General features: G+C 71.8%; 13 protein-coding genes. 4 read left to right on the forward strand and 9 right to left on the reverse strand.

Annotation, left to right across the window (positions count from 1 at the left end):
* Positions 1-64: 64 nt before the first annotated feature.
* From ACTWJ9_RS08500 to ACTWJ9_RS08510, 3 genes are read right to left on the reverse strand one after another with little or no spacing between them, the layout of a single operon-like run.
* Positions 65-1,024 carry a carbohydrate ABC transporter permease gene (locus ACTWJ9_RS08500; protein ID WP_423836080.1) on the reverse strand — a complete coding sequence of 320 codons (960 nt, stop codon included), beginning with the start codon at positions 1,022-1,024 and terminating at the stop codon, positions 65-67.
* Entirely contained in the window at positions 1,021-2,061 is a 1,041-nt protein-coding gene (locus ACTWJ9_RS08505) for an ABC transporter permease (protein WP_279333541.1), read from the reverse strand. The genes ACTWJ9_RS08500 and ACTWJ9_RS08505 overlap by 4 nt, the downstream gene beginning before the upstream one ends.
* A 28-nt stretch (positions 2,062-2,089) precedes the next feature.
* Positions 2,090-3,784, reverse strand: a complete 1,695-nt coding sequence (locus ACTWJ9_RS08510; protein ID WP_443295528.1) for an extracellular solute-binding protein — start codon at positions 3,782-3,784, stop codon at positions 2,090-2,092.
* Positions 3,785-4,160: 376 nt separating this feature from the next.
* Between ACTWJ9_RS08510 and ACTWJ9_RS08515 the strand changes: the two genes are divergently transcribed.
* Entirely contained in the window at positions 4,161-7,043 is a 2,883-nt protein-coding gene (locus ACTWJ9_RS08515) for a glycoside hydrolase family 3 C-terminal domain-containing protein (RefSeq protein WP_443295529.1), read from the forward strand.
* A gap of 266 nt (positions 7,044-7,309) precedes the next feature.
* On the opposite strand, the gene ACTWJ9_RS08520 is transcribed toward ACTWJ9_RS08515, so the two are convergent.
* The 3 genes from ACTWJ9_RS08520 to ACTWJ9_RS08530 all read right to left on the reverse strand — a co-directional run bounded on the left by ACTWJ9_RS08520 (position 7,310) and on the right by ACTWJ9_RS08530 (position 12,934).
* Positions 7,310-8,770, reverse strand: a complete 1,461-nt coding sequence (locus ACTWJ9_RS08520; protein WP_387037380.1) for an aldehyde dehydrogenase family protein — start codon at positions 8,768-8,770, stop codon at positions 7,310-7,312.
* A gap of 259 nt (positions 8,771-9,029) precedes the next feature.
* On the reverse strand, positions 9,030-10,652 hold the full coding sequence (locus ACTWJ9_RS08525; RefSeq protein ID WP_388705817.1) for a PucR family transcriptional regulator: 1,623 nt from the start codon (positions 10,650-10,652) through the stop codon (positions 9,030-9,032).
* A gap of 149 nt (positions 10,653-10,801) precedes the next feature.
* Positions 10,802-12,934 (reverse strand): ATP-binding protein, encoded by a 2,133-nt coding sequence (locus ACTWJ9_RS08530; protein ID WP_443295530.1) that lies wholly within the window; start codon positions 12,932-12,934, stop codon positions 10,802-10,804.
* Between the two features lie 273 nt (positions 12,935-13,207).
* Between ACTWJ9_RS08530 and gabT the strand changes: the two genes are divergently transcribed.
* Together gabT and ACTWJ9_RS08540 are read left to right on the forward strand one after the other, a co-directional pair.
* Positions 13,208-14,542 (forward strand): 4-aminobutyrate--2-oxoglutarate transaminase, encoded by a 1,335-nt coding sequence (gabT, locus tag ACTWJ9_RS08535; RefSeq protein ID WP_384200603.1) that lies wholly within the window; start codon positions 13,208-13,210, stop codon positions 14,540-14,542.
* A gap of 387 nt (positions 14,543-14,929) precedes the next feature.
* Positions 14,930-15,610, forward strand: a complete 681-nt coding sequence (locus ACTWJ9_RS08540; RefSeq protein WP_443295531.1) for a phosphatase PAP2 family protein — start codon at positions 14,930-14,932, stop codon at positions 15,608-15,610.
* A gap of 105 nt (positions 15,611-15,715) precedes the next feature.
* Here the strand turns inward: ACTWJ9_RS08540 and ACTWJ9_RS08545 are convergent, their stop codons facing one another.
* Entirely contained in the window at positions 15,716-15,907 is a 192-nt protein-coding gene (locus ACTWJ9_RS08545) for a hypothetical protein (protein ID WP_387037372.1), read from the reverse strand.
* Positions 15,908-15,917: 10 nt separating this feature from the next.
* Positions 15,918-16,769 carry a helix-turn-helix domain-containing protein gene (locus tag ACTWJ9_RS08550; protein WP_387037370.1) on the reverse strand — a complete coding sequence of 284 codons (852 nt, stop codon included), beginning with the start codon at positions 16,767-16,769 and terminating at the stop codon, positions 15,918-15,920.
* Positions 16,770-17,099: 330 nt separating this feature from the next.
* Here ACTWJ9_RS08550 and ACTWJ9_RS08555 point away from each other — a divergent pair, with 330 nt between their 5' ends.
* On the forward strand, positions 17,100-17,483 hold the full coding sequence (locus ACTWJ9_RS08555) for a hypothetical protein (protein WP_443295533.1): 384 nt from the start codon (positions 17,100-17,102) through the stop codon (positions 17,481-17,483).
* A 184-nt stretch (positions 17,484-17,667) separates the two neighbouring features.
* On the opposite strand, the gene ACTWJ9_RS08560 is transcribed toward ACTWJ9_RS08555, so the two are convergent.
* Positions 17,668-18,222 (reverse strand): hypothetical protein, encoded by a 555-nt coding sequence (locus ACTWJ9_RS08560; RefSeq protein WP_384200593.1) that lies wholly within the window; start codon positions 18,220-18,222, stop codon positions 17,668-17,670.
* Positions 18,223-18,403 lie beyond the last annotated feature (181 nt).

Below are 18,403 nucleotides of genomic sequence, written 5' to 3' on the forward strand. Positions count from 1 at the left end.
GGCGGGGCTGGAGCCGGCCGAAGGGGTGAGAGCGGGGACCGGAGAGCGCACGGTTCCCGGCCCGTCAGCCCTTCACGGCGCCGGTGAGCATGCCCTTCCTGAAGTGCTTCTGGACGAAGGGGGACAGCACGGCGACGGGCAGCAGGGCGATCACCATCACGGCCATCTGCACGGCCAGGCCCGACAGTTCCCCCGTCTTGATGGCCTGGCCGAGGCCGACGGGCGCCTCCTGCTTCTGGACGAGCTGGATCATGACGTTCTGCAGCGGCAGCATGGTCTGGTCGTTGAGGTACAGCGAGGCGTTGAACCAGGCGCTCCAGTAGCCGACGGCGTAGAAGAGCGTGATCACGGCGATCACCGCGCGGGACAGCGGCATGACGATCTGCCACAGGATGCGCAGGTCGCCCGCCCCGTCGATGCGGGCGCTGTCGACGAGTTCCTGCGAGATGTTCATGAAGAAGCCGCGCAGCACGAGGATGTTGAAGACGCTCACGGCGCTGGGCAGGATCAGCGCCAGGTAGCTGTCGGTCAGCCCGAGGGTCTGCACCAGCAGATACGTCGGGATGAGGCCGGCGCTGAAGAACATGGTCGCCAGCAGCGTCATGAGGATCCAGCGGTGCCCCAGCGAGTCGGTGCGCGACAGACCGTAGGCGCACAGCACGGACACGGTCATCGAGAACAGGGTGCCGACCAGGGTGACTCCGACGCTGACGAGCGCGGCCCGGGTGACCTGGCCGCCGCTGAGCAGTTCCTGGTAGGCGATGAAGGTGATGTCCCGGGGCACCATCACCAGGCCACCCGCCTCGTCGATGGTCCTGCGGGAGGACAGGCTGGTGACGATCACGATCCACAGCGGGAAGACGATCGCCAGGCAGGCGAGGAGCAGGACGATCCCCTTGCCCGCGAGCCCTGCCCTGCCGGGCTCCTCCTCCCACACCGGACGGGGCGGGGCGGACCGGCGTCCGGGCCGGTGTCCGGGCCTGCGCGCGGGCCGGCGCGCGGGTTCGTCGATCACGGTGGTCACTTCTTGTACACCCCCTGCTCGCCCATGAGATGGGCCACCTTGTTCGCGGCGAGGACGAGGCCGAGGCTGACCACGCCCTTGATGAGTCCGGCGGCCGCCGCATAGCCGAAGTCCTGGTTGCGCACGCCGTTCCACCACACGAAGGTGTCGAGCACCTCCGCCGCCCCGGGGCCGACGGCGTCGCGTTGCAGCAGGATCTGCTCGAAGCCGACGGTGAGCGCGTCGCCCACCCGCAGCACCAGCAGCAGGGCGATCACGGGCCGCAGCGCGGGCAGGGTGACGTGCCACATCCGGCGCCGGCGGTCGGCGCCGTCCATGGCGGCGGCCTCGTACAGGTCGGGGCTCACCGAGGCCAGGGCGGCGAGGAAGACGATGATCCCCCACCCGGCGTCCTTCCACACGCTCTGCGCGGTGATCAGGAACACGAAGGTGTCGGGGTTGGTCATGACCGCCAGGCCGTCGTGACCGTTCTGGCGCAGCAGTTGCGAGAAGATCCCCGCGCCGCCGAACAGCTGCTGGAAGACGGCGACGACCAGGACCCAGGAGAAGAAGTGCGGCAGGTACAGGATGGCCTGCGCGACGGCCCGCACACGGGGTCTGATCACGCTGTTGATGAGCAGCGCGAGCAGGATCGGGATCGGGAAGTACAGCACGAGCTGGAGGAAGAAGATCACCAGGGTGTTCTTCAGGGCGTTCCAGAACGCCGGGTCCTCGATGATCCGCTGGAAGTTCTCCAGTCCCACGAACGGGCTGTTCAGCATCGAGACGACGCCGTTGTCGCTGATGTAGGGGTCGTAGTCCTGGAAGGCGACGACGTTGCCGAGGATCGGCAGGTAGTTGAAGACCAGGACCAGCGCCACGGCCGGCAGGGTCATCAGCAGCAGGACGCGGTCGCGCCGGTATCTGAGCCGCAGGCTCAGCCTCCTTCGGCGCGGTGACTCCCGGGGGCGGGCGGTGCCGGCTCCGTCGGAGGTCGCCGGTCGCGGGACCGGCGTAGTGGCCTCGGCTTCGCTCCGAGGCACCGTGCTGTGCGACACGGCGGGTCTCCTTGCCTCGGTACGGGGGTCAGCCGGCCGCCGGGCCGTTCTCGTCGAGGATCTTCCGGTACCAGTCGCGCAGCTTGTCCCCGCCCTTGCTCTTCCAGTCGGAGACGGCCTGCTGCATGTCCCCGATCTTCTTGCGGCCCCGGATGATGTCGTCCTCCAACTGCTCGAAGTCGTTGGAGAGGTTGGTCCAGCGGGAGGGTTCGGTGATCTGCATGCCGTAGAAGGCCGACTTCCTGGTGAACGCGCCCATCCGCTGCTGCCACTCGACCTGGCCCTTGGCGACCTCGGGGAAGTCGGGGTGGGCGATGGTCGCGGCGGGGCTCGCGATCATCACGTAGGCGTTCATCACGTCGACGTTGCCCTGGTCGGTCTTGGTGGGCACGCCGTCCTCGACGGCGTAGTGGGTGCCCTCCACGCCGTAGTTGGTGAGCATGTACTCCTTGGTGCCGTAGGGCGCGGCGGTGACGTTGGCGAGGGCCAGCACGTCGCGGATCACCGCCTTGGACGCCTTCTTGTTGACGAAGGCGAAGATGCCGGCCGGGTTCTTGGCCCACAGGGTGGGGTCGCCGCCGTCATGGCCGAATATGTCCATCCCCCAGATCTTGAACTCCGGGTTCTGGCCGGCCTGTTCGGCGGTGCGGCTCCACCACTGCGAGGAGTCCTGGTTGTAGATCAGGAACTCGCCGGCGGCGAACTTGGGTCCGGGATCGGTCGCGTTGCTCTTGCCCAGTTCGGCGTCGGGGTGCACGACGCCGGCCGCGAACAGCTTGCGCGTCCACTCCAGGGCTTCGAGGTACTCGTTGCTCTCTATGCGGTAGCGCAGCTTGCCGTCGACCTGGTTCCAGCCGAGCGACTTCTCCTCTCCGGAGAGGACGCCGAAGGCGTTGAAGGCGGTCCACTTCATGTCCAGGCAGGCCCAGCGCTTGGCCCTGGCGTTCGTTGCGTCCTTGGCCAGTGCCATGAACTCGTCGCAGGATCGGGGGACTTCGTACCCCTCCTGCTCGAAGATGTCCTGGCGGTAGAGCGGCACGATGCCGGTGACGTACGAGGACGGCATGGGCAGGCCGCGCAGCTTGCCGCCGAAGATGGACCGCTGCCAGGCGTCGGTGGGGATCGCCGCGAGGTTCGGGTACTCCTTGACCGCGTCGCCGGAGAGGTACGGGCCGAGGTCGGCGAACTTGCCGATGACGGCGCTGGGGATCTTGCCCGTCATGTTCCAGCCGGGCACGACCACCACGTCGGGCACGTCACTGGAGGCGAGGACCGCGCCGAGCTTCTGGTCGTAGGTGTTGCCGTCCTGGTTCTGCCAGACCACGTCGACGCCGATGAGGTCGTTCATCGCCCGGTAGTAGGCGTTGCCGCCTTTGGGCGGTGAGCCCCAGAACGGCGACATGACGGTGACCTTGCTGCCCTTGCCGAGCTTCTCGGGCACCGAGGTCTTCAGACCGGCGAGGTCGAGCTTGCCGGTGAAGCCGACCGCGGAGCCGTTCCTGCTGGGGATGTCGGGGGTGACCACGTCGCTCGCCACGTAGGTCGGCAGCAGCTTCTTGGCGTCCTTGCCCGAGGTGGTGCCGTCCCGCGAGCCTCCGTCCGAACCGCCGCACGCGGCGAGCAGCGGCATGCCCCCCGCCACCGCCGCGGTGGCGACCGCGGTGGAGGCGAGGAAGCTTCTCCGGCTGGGCCCGGAGGAGGTGGAGGCGGCGTTCGGCGTCATTGCGTCAACCCTTCATGGCGCACCAGGACACCCGGCGGTGGCCGTCGGCTGCGGTGTCTTGACTGGAACCGGCTGAGCCGAAGCGGTCGTTCGGAGGGAACGTGCCGGGGAGGCGGCCTCGCAGTCGAAGCGCTTCGATGTTGCTGCGAGGTTAAGTGAACGCCCAAGGGCGCACAAGAGTCATCTCCAAGATTCCTCGGAGGCACGGCACGGTCCCGCCCGGTCGCAACTCATGGGCTGCCATCGCGGAATACCCGGGACGCGCTGCGGAGCACCCGATTCGACGCTCCCGCGTCCTTGACACCCACCCCTGCCCGGAACCAGCATCGAAGCGCTTCGAAAGCGTCTCATCGCTCCACCGCAAGGGGACTTCCACGTGACCGCACACACGCCGCCCACCCCGCCCTTCCGTGATCCGCTGCTGCCGTTCGCGAAGCGCGTCGACGACCTGCTGTCGCGGCTCACCCCCGACGAGAGGATCAAAGCCCTGCACCAGTTCACGCCCGCCGTCGGGCGCCTGGGCGTCGCCGCCTTCCGCACCGGCCAGGAGGCGTTGCACGGCGTCGCCTGGATGGGTCCGGCGACGGTGTTCCCGCAGGCGGTCGGGTTGGGTGCGACCTGGAACCCCGGGCTGGTACGTCGGGTGGGCGAGGCGGTGTCCCGGGAGGCCCGCGCGATGCGCGCCCGGGACGAGCGGGTCGGCCTCAACGTCTGGGCCCCGACCGTCAACCTGCTGCGCCACCCCCTGTGGGGCCGCAACGAGGAGGGCTACTCGGAGGATCCCCGGCTCACCTCGGCGATCGCCACCGCCTACACCCGCGGCCTGCGCGGCGACCATCCGCTGTACTGGCGCACGGCCCCGGTGCTCAAGCACTGGCTCGCGCACAACAACGAGACGGACCGGGACACCACCTCCAGCTCGGTCCGCCCGCGCGTGCTGCACGAGTACGACCTGCGCGCCTTCCGCGACACCGTCGAGGCGGGCGCGGTGGCCGGGGTGATGCCGGCCTACAACCTGGTCAACGGCCGCCCGAACCACGTCTCGCCGTATCTGCGCGAGCAGTTGCGCACCTGGACCGACGAGGAACTGCTGGTCTGCTCCGACGCCGGCGCTCCCTCCAACCTGGTGGACTCCGAGCACTACTTCGACACCCACGAGGAGGCCGTCGCGGCCTCGCTGCGGGCCGGCGTGGACAGTTTCACCGACCACGGCACGGACAGCTCGGTCATCGTGGGGCGCCTCGAGTCGGCCCTGCGGAAGGGGCTGTTGACGGAGGCCGACATCGACACCGCGGTTCGCCGGCAGCTCTCGGTACGTTTCCGGCTCGGCGAGTTCGACCAGGACCCGCCCGCCGAGGAGCACGCCTTCGACACCCCGGAGCACCGGGCCCTGGCGCAGGAGGCCGCCGAGCAGGCGGTCGTCCTGCTCAAGAACGACGGTCTGCTGCCGCTGGCTCCGGCGAGCACCCGTATCGCCGTCGTCGGCCTGCTCGCGGACGAGTGCAAGCTCGACTGGTACAGCGGCGCCCTCCTGCACCGCTCCACTCCGCTGGAGGGGCTCTACGAGCGGTTCGGCGCCGAGCGGGTGGAGTTCGCGGAGGGCGTGGACCGGGTGCTGCTGCGGACGTCCGCCGGCACGTTCCTGCACGTCCCGCCGGCGCCCGACACCCCCGACGCGGCACCCGGCGCCGAGGGCGCGCTGGACCCGGCGCTGCTCGCGGGCCGCACCGACCTGGCCCCGCTCACCGCCGGCCCGGACGGCACCGAACTCGCCCTGGTCGACTGGGGCGAGGGCCTGCTGACCCTGCGCGCCCCCGACGGCCGGTACCTCTCGGTCGCCGAGGACGGCTACCTCCGCGCCTCCGCCGACCAGCCGGGCGGCTGGATCGTGCGGGAGACGTTCCGGCTGGAACCGCACGGTGACGGTCACCTCCTCAGGCACATGGGAACGGGACGCCATGTGCTGGTCGCCGCCGACGGCGTGAAGGTTGCCGCACCGGACACGGCCGACGAGCCGGGCCCCGAGGCCTTCGGGGAGGTCTCCGGGGAGGTCTTCGGGCTGATCGTCACCGAGCACGGCGAGGAGACGGTGGCGCGGGCCGCGGCACGGGCCGACGCGGTCGTGGTGGTCGCCGGCAACGATCCGCACATCAACGGCCGGGAGACCGAGGACCGTACGACGCTCCGGCTGCCCGCCCAGCAGGAGCTGCTGCTGCGCGCGGCCCGCGCCGCCAACGAGAACACGGTGCTGGCGCTGGTCTCCTCCTCCCCCTACGCGGTCGATCCGACGGACCTGCCGGCGGTGCTCTGGACCGCGCACGGCGGTCAGGCCGCGGGCACCGCGCTGGCCCGCGTGCTCGCCGGTGACGTCTCCCCCGCCGGCCGGCTGCCGCAGACCTGGTACGCCGACGACGCCGATCTGCCCGGCCTCCTCGACTACGACGTGATCGGCTCCCGCCAGACCTATCTGTACTTCGAGGGCACGCCGCTCTTCCCCTTCGGCCACGGCCTCTCCTACGCGGCCTTCGCCTACGGCGGGTTGACGGCCCGGGTCGGGCCGGAGGCGGTGCGCGTCTCCTTCACGGTCACCCACACCGGTGCCGTCCCGGCCGACGAGGTGGCCCAGCTCTACACGCGGGCCGTGGACCCCTCGGTGCCGCGTCCGCGCCGCGAGCTGGTGGCCCACCGGCGGCTGACCCTCGCACCCGGCGAGACGGCCGAGGCGGCCTTCGACGTCCCCCTGTCCGCCTTCGCGTTCTGGGACGTCGCGGTGGGCCGGTGGCGGGTGGAGCCGGGCCGGTACGAGCTGCTGGCCGGCGCCTCCAGTGCGGACGTCCGGCAGCGGACCGTCCTCACCCTCGGCGGCGAACCCGGCGTCCCCCGCCCGGTCCTCGAACGCGGCCTGGACGCGGCGGACTTCGACGAGCAGAGCGGCACCGAGATCGCCGACCGGACCAGGGAGTCGGGCGACGCGGTGACCCCGGTGGCCGGGAAGCCGGGCGAACTGCTCTTCCGCCGCTGCGACTTCGGGAGCGGAGTGACGGAGGTGACCGTCGAAGTGTCCGGCGGGGGCACCGTCGAACTGTCCCTCGACGGCGGCCCGGTGCTCGCCACCCTGTCCCCACAGGCCCCGACGTCCGGCCCGTACGACTACGTCACGCTCGGCGCGTCCGTCGACGGCGTGCACGGCGTACAGGACCTGCGCCTGGGACTGCGCGGCCCGCTGCGGCTCGCGCGGGTCGGCTTCCTCCCCGGTTGAGGGCCCGGGGAGGGCCGACGCGAAGAAGGGTCCGGCACCGGAAGGCACCGGTGCCGGACCCCTCTGTACGACGGGCTCGCCTCCTCGCGGAGCCGGCCGGGAGTGGCCGGCGTCGCGGCGGGCGGCGTTCGTCCGTCAAGGAGCGGCGTCCGGTGCGTGCTCCGGGGGCCCCTGCCCGAGCGAAGCCGAAGCCCGGGGCACGTGCCGGGCCCCGCGACGGGGCGAACGTCGCCCGCCGCGGTGCCCGAACCGGGAGCCGGTCCGCCTCAGAGGGCGAGGCCGGTCAGCACCATCACCCGCTCGTAGGTGTAGTCGTCCATCGCGAACCGCACGCCCTCGCGGCCCACACCGGACTGCTTGGCGCCGCCGTACGGCATCTGGTCGGCACGGTAGGAGGGCACGTCGCCGACGACCACGCCGCCGACCTCCAGGGCGCGGTGGGCCCGGAAGGCGGTCTGCAGGTCGTGGGTGAACACCCCTGCCTGGAGGCCGTACCTGGAGTCGTTGACGGCGGCGAAGGCCGCGGCCTCGCCGTCCACCTTCTGCACGGTCAGGACGGGTCCGAAGACCTCCTCGCAGGAGATCGTCACACCGGCCGGGACGTCGGTGAGCACGGTCGGCGCGTAGGAGGCGCCGTCGCGCTTGCCCCCGGTGAGCAGGGTGGCGCCGGCGTCGACGGCCTCCTGCACCCACGCCTCGACGCGCTCGGCGGCGGCCTGGCTGACCAGCGGGCCGACGTCGGTGGCGTCGTCGGCCGGGTCGCCGGTGACCTGGGCCTCCACGGCGGCGACGATGCGCGGCAGCAGCCGGTCGTGGACAGAGGCGTCCACGATGACCCGCTGCACGGAGATGCAGGACTGGCCGCCCTGGTAGTTGGAGAAGGTGGCGATGCGGCTCGCCGCCCAATCCAGGTCCTCGTCGCTCGCCCAGTCGGCGAGGACGACGGCCGCGCCGTTGCCGCCGAGCTCCAGGGTGCAGTGCTTGCGCGGCACCGAGTCCATGATCGCGTAGCCGACCTGCTCGGAACCGGTGAAGGAGATCACCGGCAGCCGCTCGTCCTGCACGAGGGCGGGCATACGGTCGTTGGGGACCGGGAGGATGCTCCAGGAACCGGCCGGCAGCTCGGTCTCGGCGAGCAGCTCACCGAGGATCAGCCCGGACAGCGGGGTCGCCGGGGCGGGCTTGAGGACGATCGGCGCACCGGCGGCGATGGCCGGGGCGATCTTGTGGGCGCACAGGTTCAGCGGGAAGTTGAACGGCGCGATGCCCAGCACGACGCCCTTGGGGAACCGCCGGGTGAAGGCGAGCCGCCCCTGGCCGCCGGCGTCGGTGTCGAGCCGCTGGGCCTCGCCGCCGTTGAACCGGCGGGCCTCCTCGGCGGCGAACCGGAACACGGACACGGCCCGGCCGACCTCGCCGCGCGCCCACTTGATCGGCTTGCCGTTCTCGGCGGAGATCAGCCGGGCGATCTCCTCGGTGCGCTCCACGAGCCGCCGGCTGACGTGGTCGAGGGCGGCGGCGCGGACATGGGCGGGGGTGGCGGCGAACTCGTCCCGTACGGCGTACGCGGCGGCCACGGCCTCCTCGACCTGGGCGTCGGACGGCACGCTCACGGTGCCGACGACCCGGCCGTCCCACGGCGAGGTGACGTCGAAGGCGGCCTCGCCGGTGGCCTGGCGGCCGGCGAGCCAGAAGGCGTGGGTGGCTGCCGATTCTTCCTTTGGCATGGCGAGTCCCGGCCCTTCCGCGTTGGGGGTGGTTGCTTGGCTTGCTGAATCCACGGTAGGGCCGGGGGGAGAGCGGGTCGTTTGTCCGAGCCGTAGCAGTCGGCTGCCGCCGCGCGCCGCTTTGGCAGGTCGGCCGTCGGCACGCCCGCCCGCCACACCCGGCACCGGCCCCGCCTCTCGGCCCGCGGTCAGGCGTCGAGCGTCAGGCGTCAGGCACCAGCCGTCAGGGCTCAGCCGTCAGGGGTTCAGCCGTCAGCCGTCAGTCGGACGAGGTCGCCTTCAGAGCCAGCCACAGCTCCATGCGGACGTCCGGGTCGTCCAGGGAGCGGGCGAGGATCTCCTCGACGCGGCGCATGCGGTAGCGCAGGGTGTGGCGGTGCACGCCGAGGTCGGCCGCCGCCGCGTCCCACTGCCCGTGCCGGGAGAGCCAGGCACGCACCGAGGCGACGAGGTCGCCGCGTCCGGTCGCGTCGTGCTCGTAGAGGGGCCGCAGCAGCCCGTCGGCGAACGCCCGGACCGCGTCGTCGGCGAGCAGCGGCACCACGGACCCGGCGGCCATCTGCTCGTGCTCCACCAGCACCCGCCCCCGCCGCCGCGCCACCGACAGCGCCTGTCCGGCCTGCTTGTAGGCGGCGGACGCGGCGATGGGGCCGGCCGGTGCGGACAGGCCCACGACCAGCTCGCCCTCGTCGGCGCCGACCAGGGGCTCATGGGCTCCCCCGCCGCTCCGCACCGCCTCCAGGCCGGCCGCGTGATCGCAGCACGCGGCCACCGCCGCGCCGCCGTCGGCGGCCAGCACCACCAGCCGCTCCCGCTCCGGCACCACCAGGACCGCCTCGCCGGAGCGGGCGGCCGCCGATTCCACGACCTCCGCCAGGGCGCCGAGGGCGTCGCCGTTCGGGTCGCCCTGGGCCCGGGCGACGGGCGCCGCTCCCGTCTCGGCCACGACGATCCGGAAGGGCGCGTCCAGGAGGCCCCCGTACAGGTCTCCGGCCACCGCGCGGGCGTGGTCGGGCTCCCCGGCGAGCAGCATGCGCAGTACGGCGGCGCCGATCCGCTGTTCGGCCGCGCGCAGGGAGCCGGAGCGTTCCGTGGTCAGGGTGAGCAGCGCGACGGCGGAGTGCACGGCGTACCGCTGGGCGGTGCCGAGCGCGCTCGCCGTGCCCACGGCGAGTGCGGCCCGGGGGCGCCGGCCGGTGCCGAGGGAGTGCAGTTCGACCCGGTCGTCGATCTCCGGGTTCTCCGGCCCGGCCACCACCGACGAGGCGGGCGCGGGCCGTTCTCGCAGCCGCCGCACCTCTTCCGTGAGCCGTGCCGCGCGCCTGCCCGCCCACTCCGGCGCCGCGGCGACCACGGCGCCCGAGGCGTCGTACAGCGCGGTCCAGCCCTCCACCTGGGCGGCGAGCGCGGTCAGCAGCCCCTCGGGGCCGCCGGCCAGCCCCTGTCTGGTCAGCTCCCGCTGGGCCGCGAACCCCGCGGTCACCGCGCGGTACTGGTCGGCGGCGATGGCGGCGGAGACGGCCTTGCTGATCGCGAGGAAGGGGGTACGGCGCGGCACCTCCAGCAGCGGCAGCCCCTCCTCCCGCGCCGCCTCCACGAGCGCCTCGGGAATGTCCTCGTAGTGGACGCCGACGGCGAAGCCGAGCCCGACGACACCCGCCCCCACCAGGCGTTTCACATAGCGGCGCATCGCCGCCGGATCCTCCGCGTCCAGCTTCAGGGCGGTGATCAGCAGCAGTTCCCCGCCCTCCATGTAGGGCACGGGGTCGGCCAGCTCACTGGCGTGCGCCCAACGGACCGGCACGTCGAGGCTGTCCTCACCCGCACGCACGGTCAGTTTGAGCGTGGAGTGGTGGACGAGCGAGGCGAGCGTCGGTGGCATGGGGCCTTCAGGTCGGCGGAGATCGGGACATCGGGCGAACGTCGTGTACTTTTGGCCGCCACGTATGAACGACCTCTGTCGATTCTGCCCCACCGTACGGTCACCGCGTCACCGCATCATCGCGTCATCACGTCCCCGCGTGCCGCGGCTCAGCCCCGCAGGTCCACCAGCAGCGGTGGCGCGTGCTCGCCCCTGACGTCGGTCAGGGAGAGCACCGCGTGCCCCGCCGGCATCGCGTGCGCCAGTTCCGACGCGGACCACCGCTCCCGCTCGACCTGCCGCACGGTGACGGCCCGCGCGGTCGGCGCCTTGCCGGTGATGGCCCGCCGCACCGCGTGCCAGGCCTTGCCCGCAGGACTGTCCGCGATGATCTGCCGGTCGGTGACGTCCCGCGCCTCGGTCCACTCCTTGCCCCACACCTCGGCGAAGTCCTGCCCGTCCCACGGGGTGAGCCCGGCCAGTGCCATCCGGCATCCGACGGTCCCGAGCAGCGGTCCGCGCAGCGGCCTCGCCACGTCGTCCAGGGTGCGCAGGGTGAGCACCGCCCCGGCGTTGGCCGACCGCAGCCGCTGGATGCCGCGCACGGCCTCGGGGGTGATCACGCCGGTCGCGTCGTCCAGCACCAGGCAGGCGAACAGCGACCTGTCCTCCCGTACCGTCACGCTCGCCGTGAACTGCGCCAGCACCAGCCGTGCCAGCACCCGCGAGGCGTCGGCGTGGCCCCGCTCGGGCAGGTCGACCCGGACCCGCACCGGGTGGTCCAGCGCCTTGAGGCTGAACGGCCGGCTTTGCCCGTCGGTGGCCGCGCTCTTGAAGAACGTGGCGAAGGCCGGCCGGTCCAGCAGCGCCACCCGGTCGGCGAGGATCCCGCCCACATCGCCCGGGTGCGCCATCTGCCGTTCCCGGGCGTCGAGTTCGCGCAGCAGCGACTCCTGTCCCGTCTCCGCCAGGCCCTGGCGCAGCGCGGCCAGCGGGCCGGGCGAGCCGTCGAGCAGCCCGCGCAGTTCCGGGACGGAGGGGAAACGGCCGTGCACCGCGTGGAAGGGGCCGAGGAGCTGGGCGAGGACGGTGGTGGCGCGCCGGCTGTCGCTGCCGGGGTGCGGGTCGGCCAGGTCGCCGACCAGTGCCTCGGCGAGCACCGCGGCGGCCTCGTCGGGGTCGGTGGTCCCGCCGTACAGGTCGAGGTCGTACGCGGAGTCGGGGTTGCCGATCCGCACCACGACGTCGTACGCGTCGGCCGGGCCGATCCCCGCTCCCGCGGCGCCGACGACGACCACGGCGGCCCGCCCGGTGAGCGCGTGCAGGCACAGCGATTCGGCGAGCGGCCGGACGACACCGCCGGTCTTGCCGGAGCCGGCCGGTCCGACCGCGAGCAGGGAGGTGCCGAGCAGTTCGGGGCCGAGCGCGAGGCCGGCGCCCCGGTAGGCATACGGGTTGCGGGTGTCGTCGGCGGCGGTGCCGAGCCGCACCTGCCCGGTGACCAGGTCGTGCCGGGCCTGTCGGGCGGGCAGGTCGCGCGCGCCGGACGGGTGCGGGCAGGCGGCGGCGCCGTGGCCGAGCACCGCGCCGGTGAAGGTGGCGAGGGAGTGCCGGCCGGTGCGTACGCCCTGCCAGGCGCGGGTGATGCGGGCGTGGTCGACGTCCCGCATCAGCCCCGCGCGCGCGTCGGCGGCGAGCCGCTCCGCGGCGTCGGCGGCGCCCGCGGCGCGCAGGGCGGGCCAGGCGGCGGGGTCGGCCTCGGGAGCGGACGGAGGCCCGCTCTCCGGGGGCGTACGGCGCCATGCGGGCGGCCCGTAACGGCTCCAGACCTCACCCCAGCGGCCGAGCCGCCCCATGCCGATCATGAGGGCGCCCGCGATCAGCAGGTAGTAGGTGTAGACGGCCACGACGGCGCCGAAGCTGTGGGGCTCGGCCCAGGAGTCGGGGATCATCGCGTAGAGCGGCAGCAGCCACCAGCCGCCGAGGTACCCGTTCCACAGCAGCGACCAGATCAGCCAGCCCACGAGGAACGCGATCAGGGCCCCGCTCAGCAGCTGCCGCCCCGGGATCCGCTCCGGCTCCTCCTCCAGGCGCGGCCGGTGCCCGAACCGCCACACCCCGGGCAGCGCCTCCGGCCGCGGCGTGCGCAGCCAGGTCAGGAACGCCGACCCGTCCGGCAGCGGCGGCACGCCCGGCGCCCTGGCCGGCCTCGGGGGCACCGAGGGCACCTCCGGCGGCCCCGCGGGGCGCGGCACGGGGTGCGCATGCGTGCTCCGAGCGTCCTGGGTCCCGTCGCCGTCCATCGCCCTTGCCCCCTGACCAGCCGCGCCGTTCACCGTCAGCGAGCCAATCTAACGCCCCGGCAGGGCGAGTTCACCGTTCACCCGGCCGGGTCTCGCCCCTGTGGGAAGCCCGTCCGCGCCGAACCCCCGCCGTGCCCCGCGCCGCCGCTATGTCCACCACGGACAATCCGGCCCCCGGAACAACGCCCACATGGAGCATGCCCAGCTCCCCCTCCCCGCCCTAGCCTGCGAGAAAAGAAACCAAGTGTCCGTTACACCCCCCAGGAGCCCCGCATGACCGCACTTCCGCAGGAGCGCCGCGTCGTCACCGCCATCCCCGGCCCGAAGTCGCAGGAGCTGCAGGCCCGTCGTACCGCCGCGGTCGCGCAGGGCGTGGGCTCGGTGCTGCCCGTGTTCGCCGCGCGGGCGGACGGCGGGATCATCGAGGACGTCGACGGCAACCGGCTGATCGACTTCGGCTCGGGCATCGCGGTGACCTCCGTCGGCGCCTCCGCCGAGGCCGTCGTCCGCCGCGCCTCCGCCCAGCTCGCCGACTTCACGCACACCTGTTTCATGGTCACGCCCTACGAGGGGTACGTGGCCGTGGCCGAGGCGCTCGCCGAGCTGACGCCCGGCGACCACGCCAAGAAGTCGGCGCTGTTCAACAGCGGTGCCGAGGCCGTCGAGAACGCCGTCAAGATCGCGCGCGCCTACACCAAGCGGCAGGCGGTCGTCGTGTTCGACCACGGCTACCACGGCCGCACCAACCTGACCATGGCGCTGACCTCGAAGAACATGCCGTACAAGCACGGCTTCGGCCCGTTCGCCCCCGAGGTGTACCGCGTCCCGGTCGCCTACGGCTACCGCTGGCCGACCGGCGCCGAGAACGCGGGTCCGGAGGCCGCCGCGCAGGCCATCGACCAGATCTCCAAGCAGGTCGGCGCGGAGAACGTGGCCGCGATCATCATCGAGCCGGTGCTCGGCGAGGGCGGCTTCATCGAGCCGGCCAAGGGCTTCCTCCCCGCGATCAGCGAGTTCGCCACCGACAACGGCATCGTCTTCGTCGCCGACGAGATCCAGTCCGGCTTCTGCCGCACCGGCCAGTGGTTCGCCTGCGAGGACGAGGGCATCGTCCCGGACCTGATCACCACGGCGAAGGGCATCGCCGGCGGCCTCCCGCTGGCCGCCGTCACCGGCCGCGCCGAGATCATGGACGCCGCGCACTCGGGCGGCCTCGGCGGCACCTACGGCGGCAACCCGGTGGCCTGCGCGGGCGCGCTCGGCTCCATCGAGATGATGAAGGAGCTGGACCTCAACGCCAAGGCGAAGAACATCGAGGCGGTCATGAAGGCCCGCCTCACCGCCATGGCCGAGAAGTTCGACGTCATCGGCGACATCCGCGGGCGCGGCGCGATGATCGCCATCGAGCTGGTCAAGGACCGTACGACCAAGGAGCCGAACCCGGAGGCGACCGCCGCCCTCGCCAAGGCCTGCCACGCCGAGGGCCTGCTGGTCCTGACCTGTGGCACCTACGGCAACGTGCTGCGCTTCCTGCCGCCGCTGGTCATCGGCGAGGACCTGCTGAACGAGGGCCTGGACATCATCGAGCAGGCGTTCGCACGCGTCTGAACGACGGATACGCACGTCCGGCGCAGCCGGCGGCAGGGCATGTGAAGAAGGTGTGCGAGGTGGATGGCAGGACGCCGTTCCGGCTGTTCCGCACCCATCCGCTGCCGTAGGTTCTCTTCCCAGATGAGAGAACCACCCGCCCACAGGGAACCGTGGGGCAGGCCGCAGCCTCCCCGGCTTCGACCTGGTCGTACCTCGCGCACACCACCGGAACCTTCGGTTCCGGATCTCCTCACCGATCGGACGGTCGCCCGCCCCACACCCCCCGGGGCGCGCGACGTTCCGATGCGAGCGGACGGCCACAGACCGACCGTTCCCCGAAGGGCCGACGCAGCTCCCCCCCTTGCGTCGGCCCTTCGGCGTCGCCGTACCTGCGAAGCTGTGCGCGTGTCGTCCTCCCGCGTCTCCTTCCTGCTCGTCTGTCTCGTCGGTCTTCCGGCTCTGCTCCTCTCGCTGATCACCTGGCAGGTGGTCAGCCACGGTCCGCTGCTGGGCGTGGACCGGGACGTCAGTGATGCTCTGCTGCATCCGGACCGGGGCTCCGAGCTGCTCGCGGATCTCGGGAACGTACAGGTCGCGGTTCCGGTGCTCCTGGCGGTGCTCGGGTACGCCGCCTGGCGAGGGCGGGCCGCGGGCAGGGACCGGTGGTGGCCGGCGCCCCTCGGGGCGGCGGGGTTGATGGTGCTGGTGCCGGTGCTCGTCGTACCGCTCAAGGCGTGGACGGCCCGGCACGGCACGGCGGCCGTGCCGCCCGGGACCGGCTACTTCCCCTCCGGGCACACGGCCACCGCCGCCGTCGCCTACGGTGCCGCGGCGCTCGTGCTGCTGCCCTGGCTGCGCACGGCCACGGCCCGCCGCGCCCTCGTCACCGTCTGCGCCGCCCTCGTGCTCGGCGTGTCGTACGGGCTCGTGCGGCGCGGCTACCACTGGCCACTGGATGTCGTGGCCAGCTGGTGCCTCGCCTCCGTCCTGCTCACCGCGCTGTGGCTGCTGCTCGGCGGCCCCGGCCGAGGCAGGCGCCGAAGCCCTTCCGGACCTCCCGGCTTCCGAAGAACCGGCCCTGGTTGACCGACCACGTCATCAGACCGCGCGGGGTCGGCCAGGTGCCACGGGCGGCGGAGACGTCGCCCGAAAACCCCCCTCGAACGAGGGTCCGCCACCCCACCACCCGGCTCAGAGCAGGTGATCGGCCTTCCCCGCCTTGATCTCCAGGATCAGCGAGCGCAGCGCTTCGCGGCTGTCGGTGAGGTACTGGTCCTCCTGTCCAGCTATGGCTATGTAGGCGTTGCCTTGAGGGTCGGTGCCGAAACGGAAGCAGCTCGCGCCTTCGCCGCAGAAGGGTTCTTCCCAGGTGATGCCGTCCATCGGGGTCTCCTCACAGGCCGTTGACGATGTCCCGGACGAGGTCGCGTGACGCCTTCCGCGACAGGGCGACACGCTCGGTCCAGTCCAAGTGGGCACGGTACTTGGCCAACTGCGCCTGCTCACCGAGGAAATCGGGACCGTGGGAGTTGTCGATCTGGACGGTGTCGAGCTGCGGAACCGGTCCCTCCAGATAGTTCACGGTCTGTCCGGCACCGGGAAACGTGCCCGCCGAGAACGGAACGACGAGTAGCTGGACGCGGGGGCGTTCGGACAGTTCCAGCAGGTACTCCAGCTGGGCACGTGCGGTCTTCCGCCCACCGAACTGCATACGGAGCGCGGCTTCGTGCACGAGCGCGACGTACTCCGGCGGGTTCACGCCCTCCAGGACCTGTTGTCGCTCGACACGGTAGGCAAGGCGCAGGGCAACTTCGTGTTCGGGCAGTGGCGGCAGCACAGCTCTGAAGAGTTCGAGTGCGTGATCACTGGTTTGCAGCAGCCCCGGGATGTGCACCGTGTGGAACGTCCGCATCCGCACCGCGCAGGACTCCAGCTCGGCGATGTCCAGCAGTCCAGCGGGCAGAGCGCCTCGGTAACGCTCGCACCAACCCCGACTGGTGAGCCTCGTCATGTTCACCAACGCGTCGATATAGGTCTCGTCCGAGCAGTCACAGTTGCAGGCGAGAGTACGCAGCCGCTCCTCGCTGATCGTGCGGATCCCCGTCTCGATGTTCGAGATCTTCGCCCGGTCGAGCCCGAGCAGTCCGGCAGCCTGGTCGGCCGTTATCCCCGCCGCCATCCGCATCTTGCGCAGCTCACTGCCCAGACGCTTCTGACGCTCGGTGGGTGTCGTCCTCGGTGGCATGCCGTTCCTTCCCGTACGGGTCGTCAGCAGTCTGCCGCCAATCAGCACCACCGGACCACGATCGGGTCAATTTCACCGAACAAGTGGCAATGTAACCATCCATAGCTCTACATTCAGTGACGCACCGCATACGTACGGCAGTCATTGCCGCGCGAAGAAACCCGTATGCCCGACGTCAGGAGCCCACCATGCCCCTCTGCCCCACCGCCCCCACCTACCCGGCGGACCCGACCGCCCCCGCCCCCCGAAACCCTGGCCTACAGCTTCACGCTGCCCGCATCCCTCGCCAGCCCGGCCTTCGCGAGGACCGCGACCAGGCAGGCCCTCAAGATGCACGGCCTGTCCGACATGCTGGACCCGGCCCTCCAGGCCGTAGGCGAACTTACCGCTACCGCCTGCCAGTTCACTGACTCCCCGAACTACTACCTCTCCCTGCGCTACCGAGCCGGCACCCTCCGCCTGATCGCCTACGACAGCCACCCCCGCCACACCCAGCCCCACCTCTCCACGGCCTGCGACACCCGCCGCCACGCCTGCCTCCGCCTCCTCGCCCGCATCTGCCGGGCCTGCGACGGCTCCTGGGGCTTCGGCGACTCCCACGAACCCGGCGGCGGCACCCGCATGTGGGCGAGCCTGCCGAGGGAGGGCGCAACGGCGTACGGAGCGGGAGCCGAAAGCCCGTCCAACGGAGGACCGGTTATCAGAAGGGCATAATGAGCCCTGCTGGCAAAGCCGGCGCTCTTTCCATGACGGTTCGCCGGGTACGGGGTGGATCGATTGCCGAATACACCCCGCGCCCAAGCCATCGATCAGATGTGGGACCTCGGCGCCACTGCCGTACCGAACCTGGAGTCCGCGGGCTCGGCAGAGCCGCTCACCGCGACGACCGCACCCGCGATCAGCGTGTCAGGGCCGAGCAGGGCTTCACGACCACTGGGCAGGAGTTCCACAGCTCCACCCCGGCCGTGAGCAGTTCCAGCACCGCGCGTTGCTCGTCAGGAGTCCATGCGTCGCACTCGTCCCCGAACAGCTTCTCGTAGGCGTTGTCATGTACCGCGCCCTGCTGGGGCAGCCGGTGGACCTCACCGAGTCCTCGGGCCAGATCCTCGAAGAAGTTCCACGCGTCCAGCACCGCCCCCGAGGGGACGCGCCGGCGCGACGGGTCCTTCAGCCAATGCTGGACACGGACGAGCTCCAGCGTGCCGGCCTCAGAAGTGACCAGCCGCCGCCCCCTCCGGCTCACATACACCCGCGCCTGCCGAACAGTCATGAACACCGGCGCCCGGCAATGATCAGCTCCTGGCAACGCCAGCACCTGATCAGGGTCGTCGCCCCTGCCACCGATCCACAGAACCACCCCGCTGCGGCCGAGCCCACGCACCCGGTACGCATAGAGACTCCCACCACTGCGGCGTCCGGCCGCGAACACCTCTACCGTTTCGATCTTTGCCACGCCCTCACACTGGCACGGCCCGCGGGGGCCATCGCGGAAATTCTCCGCAGCCGGAGCCTGACGGCCTCGCCCGGAGCCAGGTCCTCGCCGTGAGCGAAGGCGCCGCCGTTGGAGTAACCGAGTTCGCCAACCTCGTCGCCGAACACGTAGGGACGACGCCACCACCGTCGCCCGCGTCATC

The sequence above is a fragment of the Streptomyces sp. GDS52 genome (genome assembly GCF_052246875.1).
Taxonomy (GTDB): Bacteria; Actinomycetota; Actinomycetes; order Streptomycetales; family Streptomycetaceae; genus Streptomyces; species Streptomyces cathayae.

Excerpts from the sequence above, each read along its gene's own strand:
- ACTWJ9_RS08545 (WP_387037372.1), bottom strand. The coding sequence starts at position 15,907 with ATGGACGGCATCACCTGGGAAGAACCCTTCTGCGGCGAAGGCGCGAGC.
- ACTWJ9_RS08555 (WP_443295533.1), top strand. The coding sequence starts at position 17,100 with ATGCACGGCCTGTCCGACATGCTGGACCCGGCCCTCCAGGCCGTAGGC.
- ACTWJ9_RS08550 (WP_387037370.1), bottom strand. The coding sequence starts at position 16,769 with ATGCCACCGAGGACGACACCCACCGAGCGTCAGAAGCGTCTGGGCAGT.
- ACTWJ9_RS08510 (WP_443295528.1), bottom strand. The coding sequence starts at position 3,784 with ATGACGCCGAACGCCGCCTCCACCTCCTCCGGGCCCAGCCGGAGAAGC.
- ACTWJ9_RS08530 (WP_443295530.1), bottom strand. The coding sequence starts at position 12,934 with ATGGACGGCGACGGGACCCAGGACGCTCGGAGCACGCATGCGCACCCC.
- ACTWJ9_RS08520 (WP_387037380.1), bottom strand. The coding sequence starts at position 8,770 with ATGCCAAAGGAAGAATCGGCAGCCACCCACGCCTTCTGGCTCGCCGGC.
- gabT (WP_384200603.1), top strand. The coding sequence starts at position 13,208 with ATGACCGCACTTCCGCAGGAGCGCCGCGTCGTCACCGCCATCCCCGGC.
- ACTWJ9_RS08525 (WP_388705817.1), bottom strand. The coding sequence starts at position 10,652 with ATGCCACCGACGCTCGCCTCGCTCGTCCACCACTCCACGCTCAAACTG.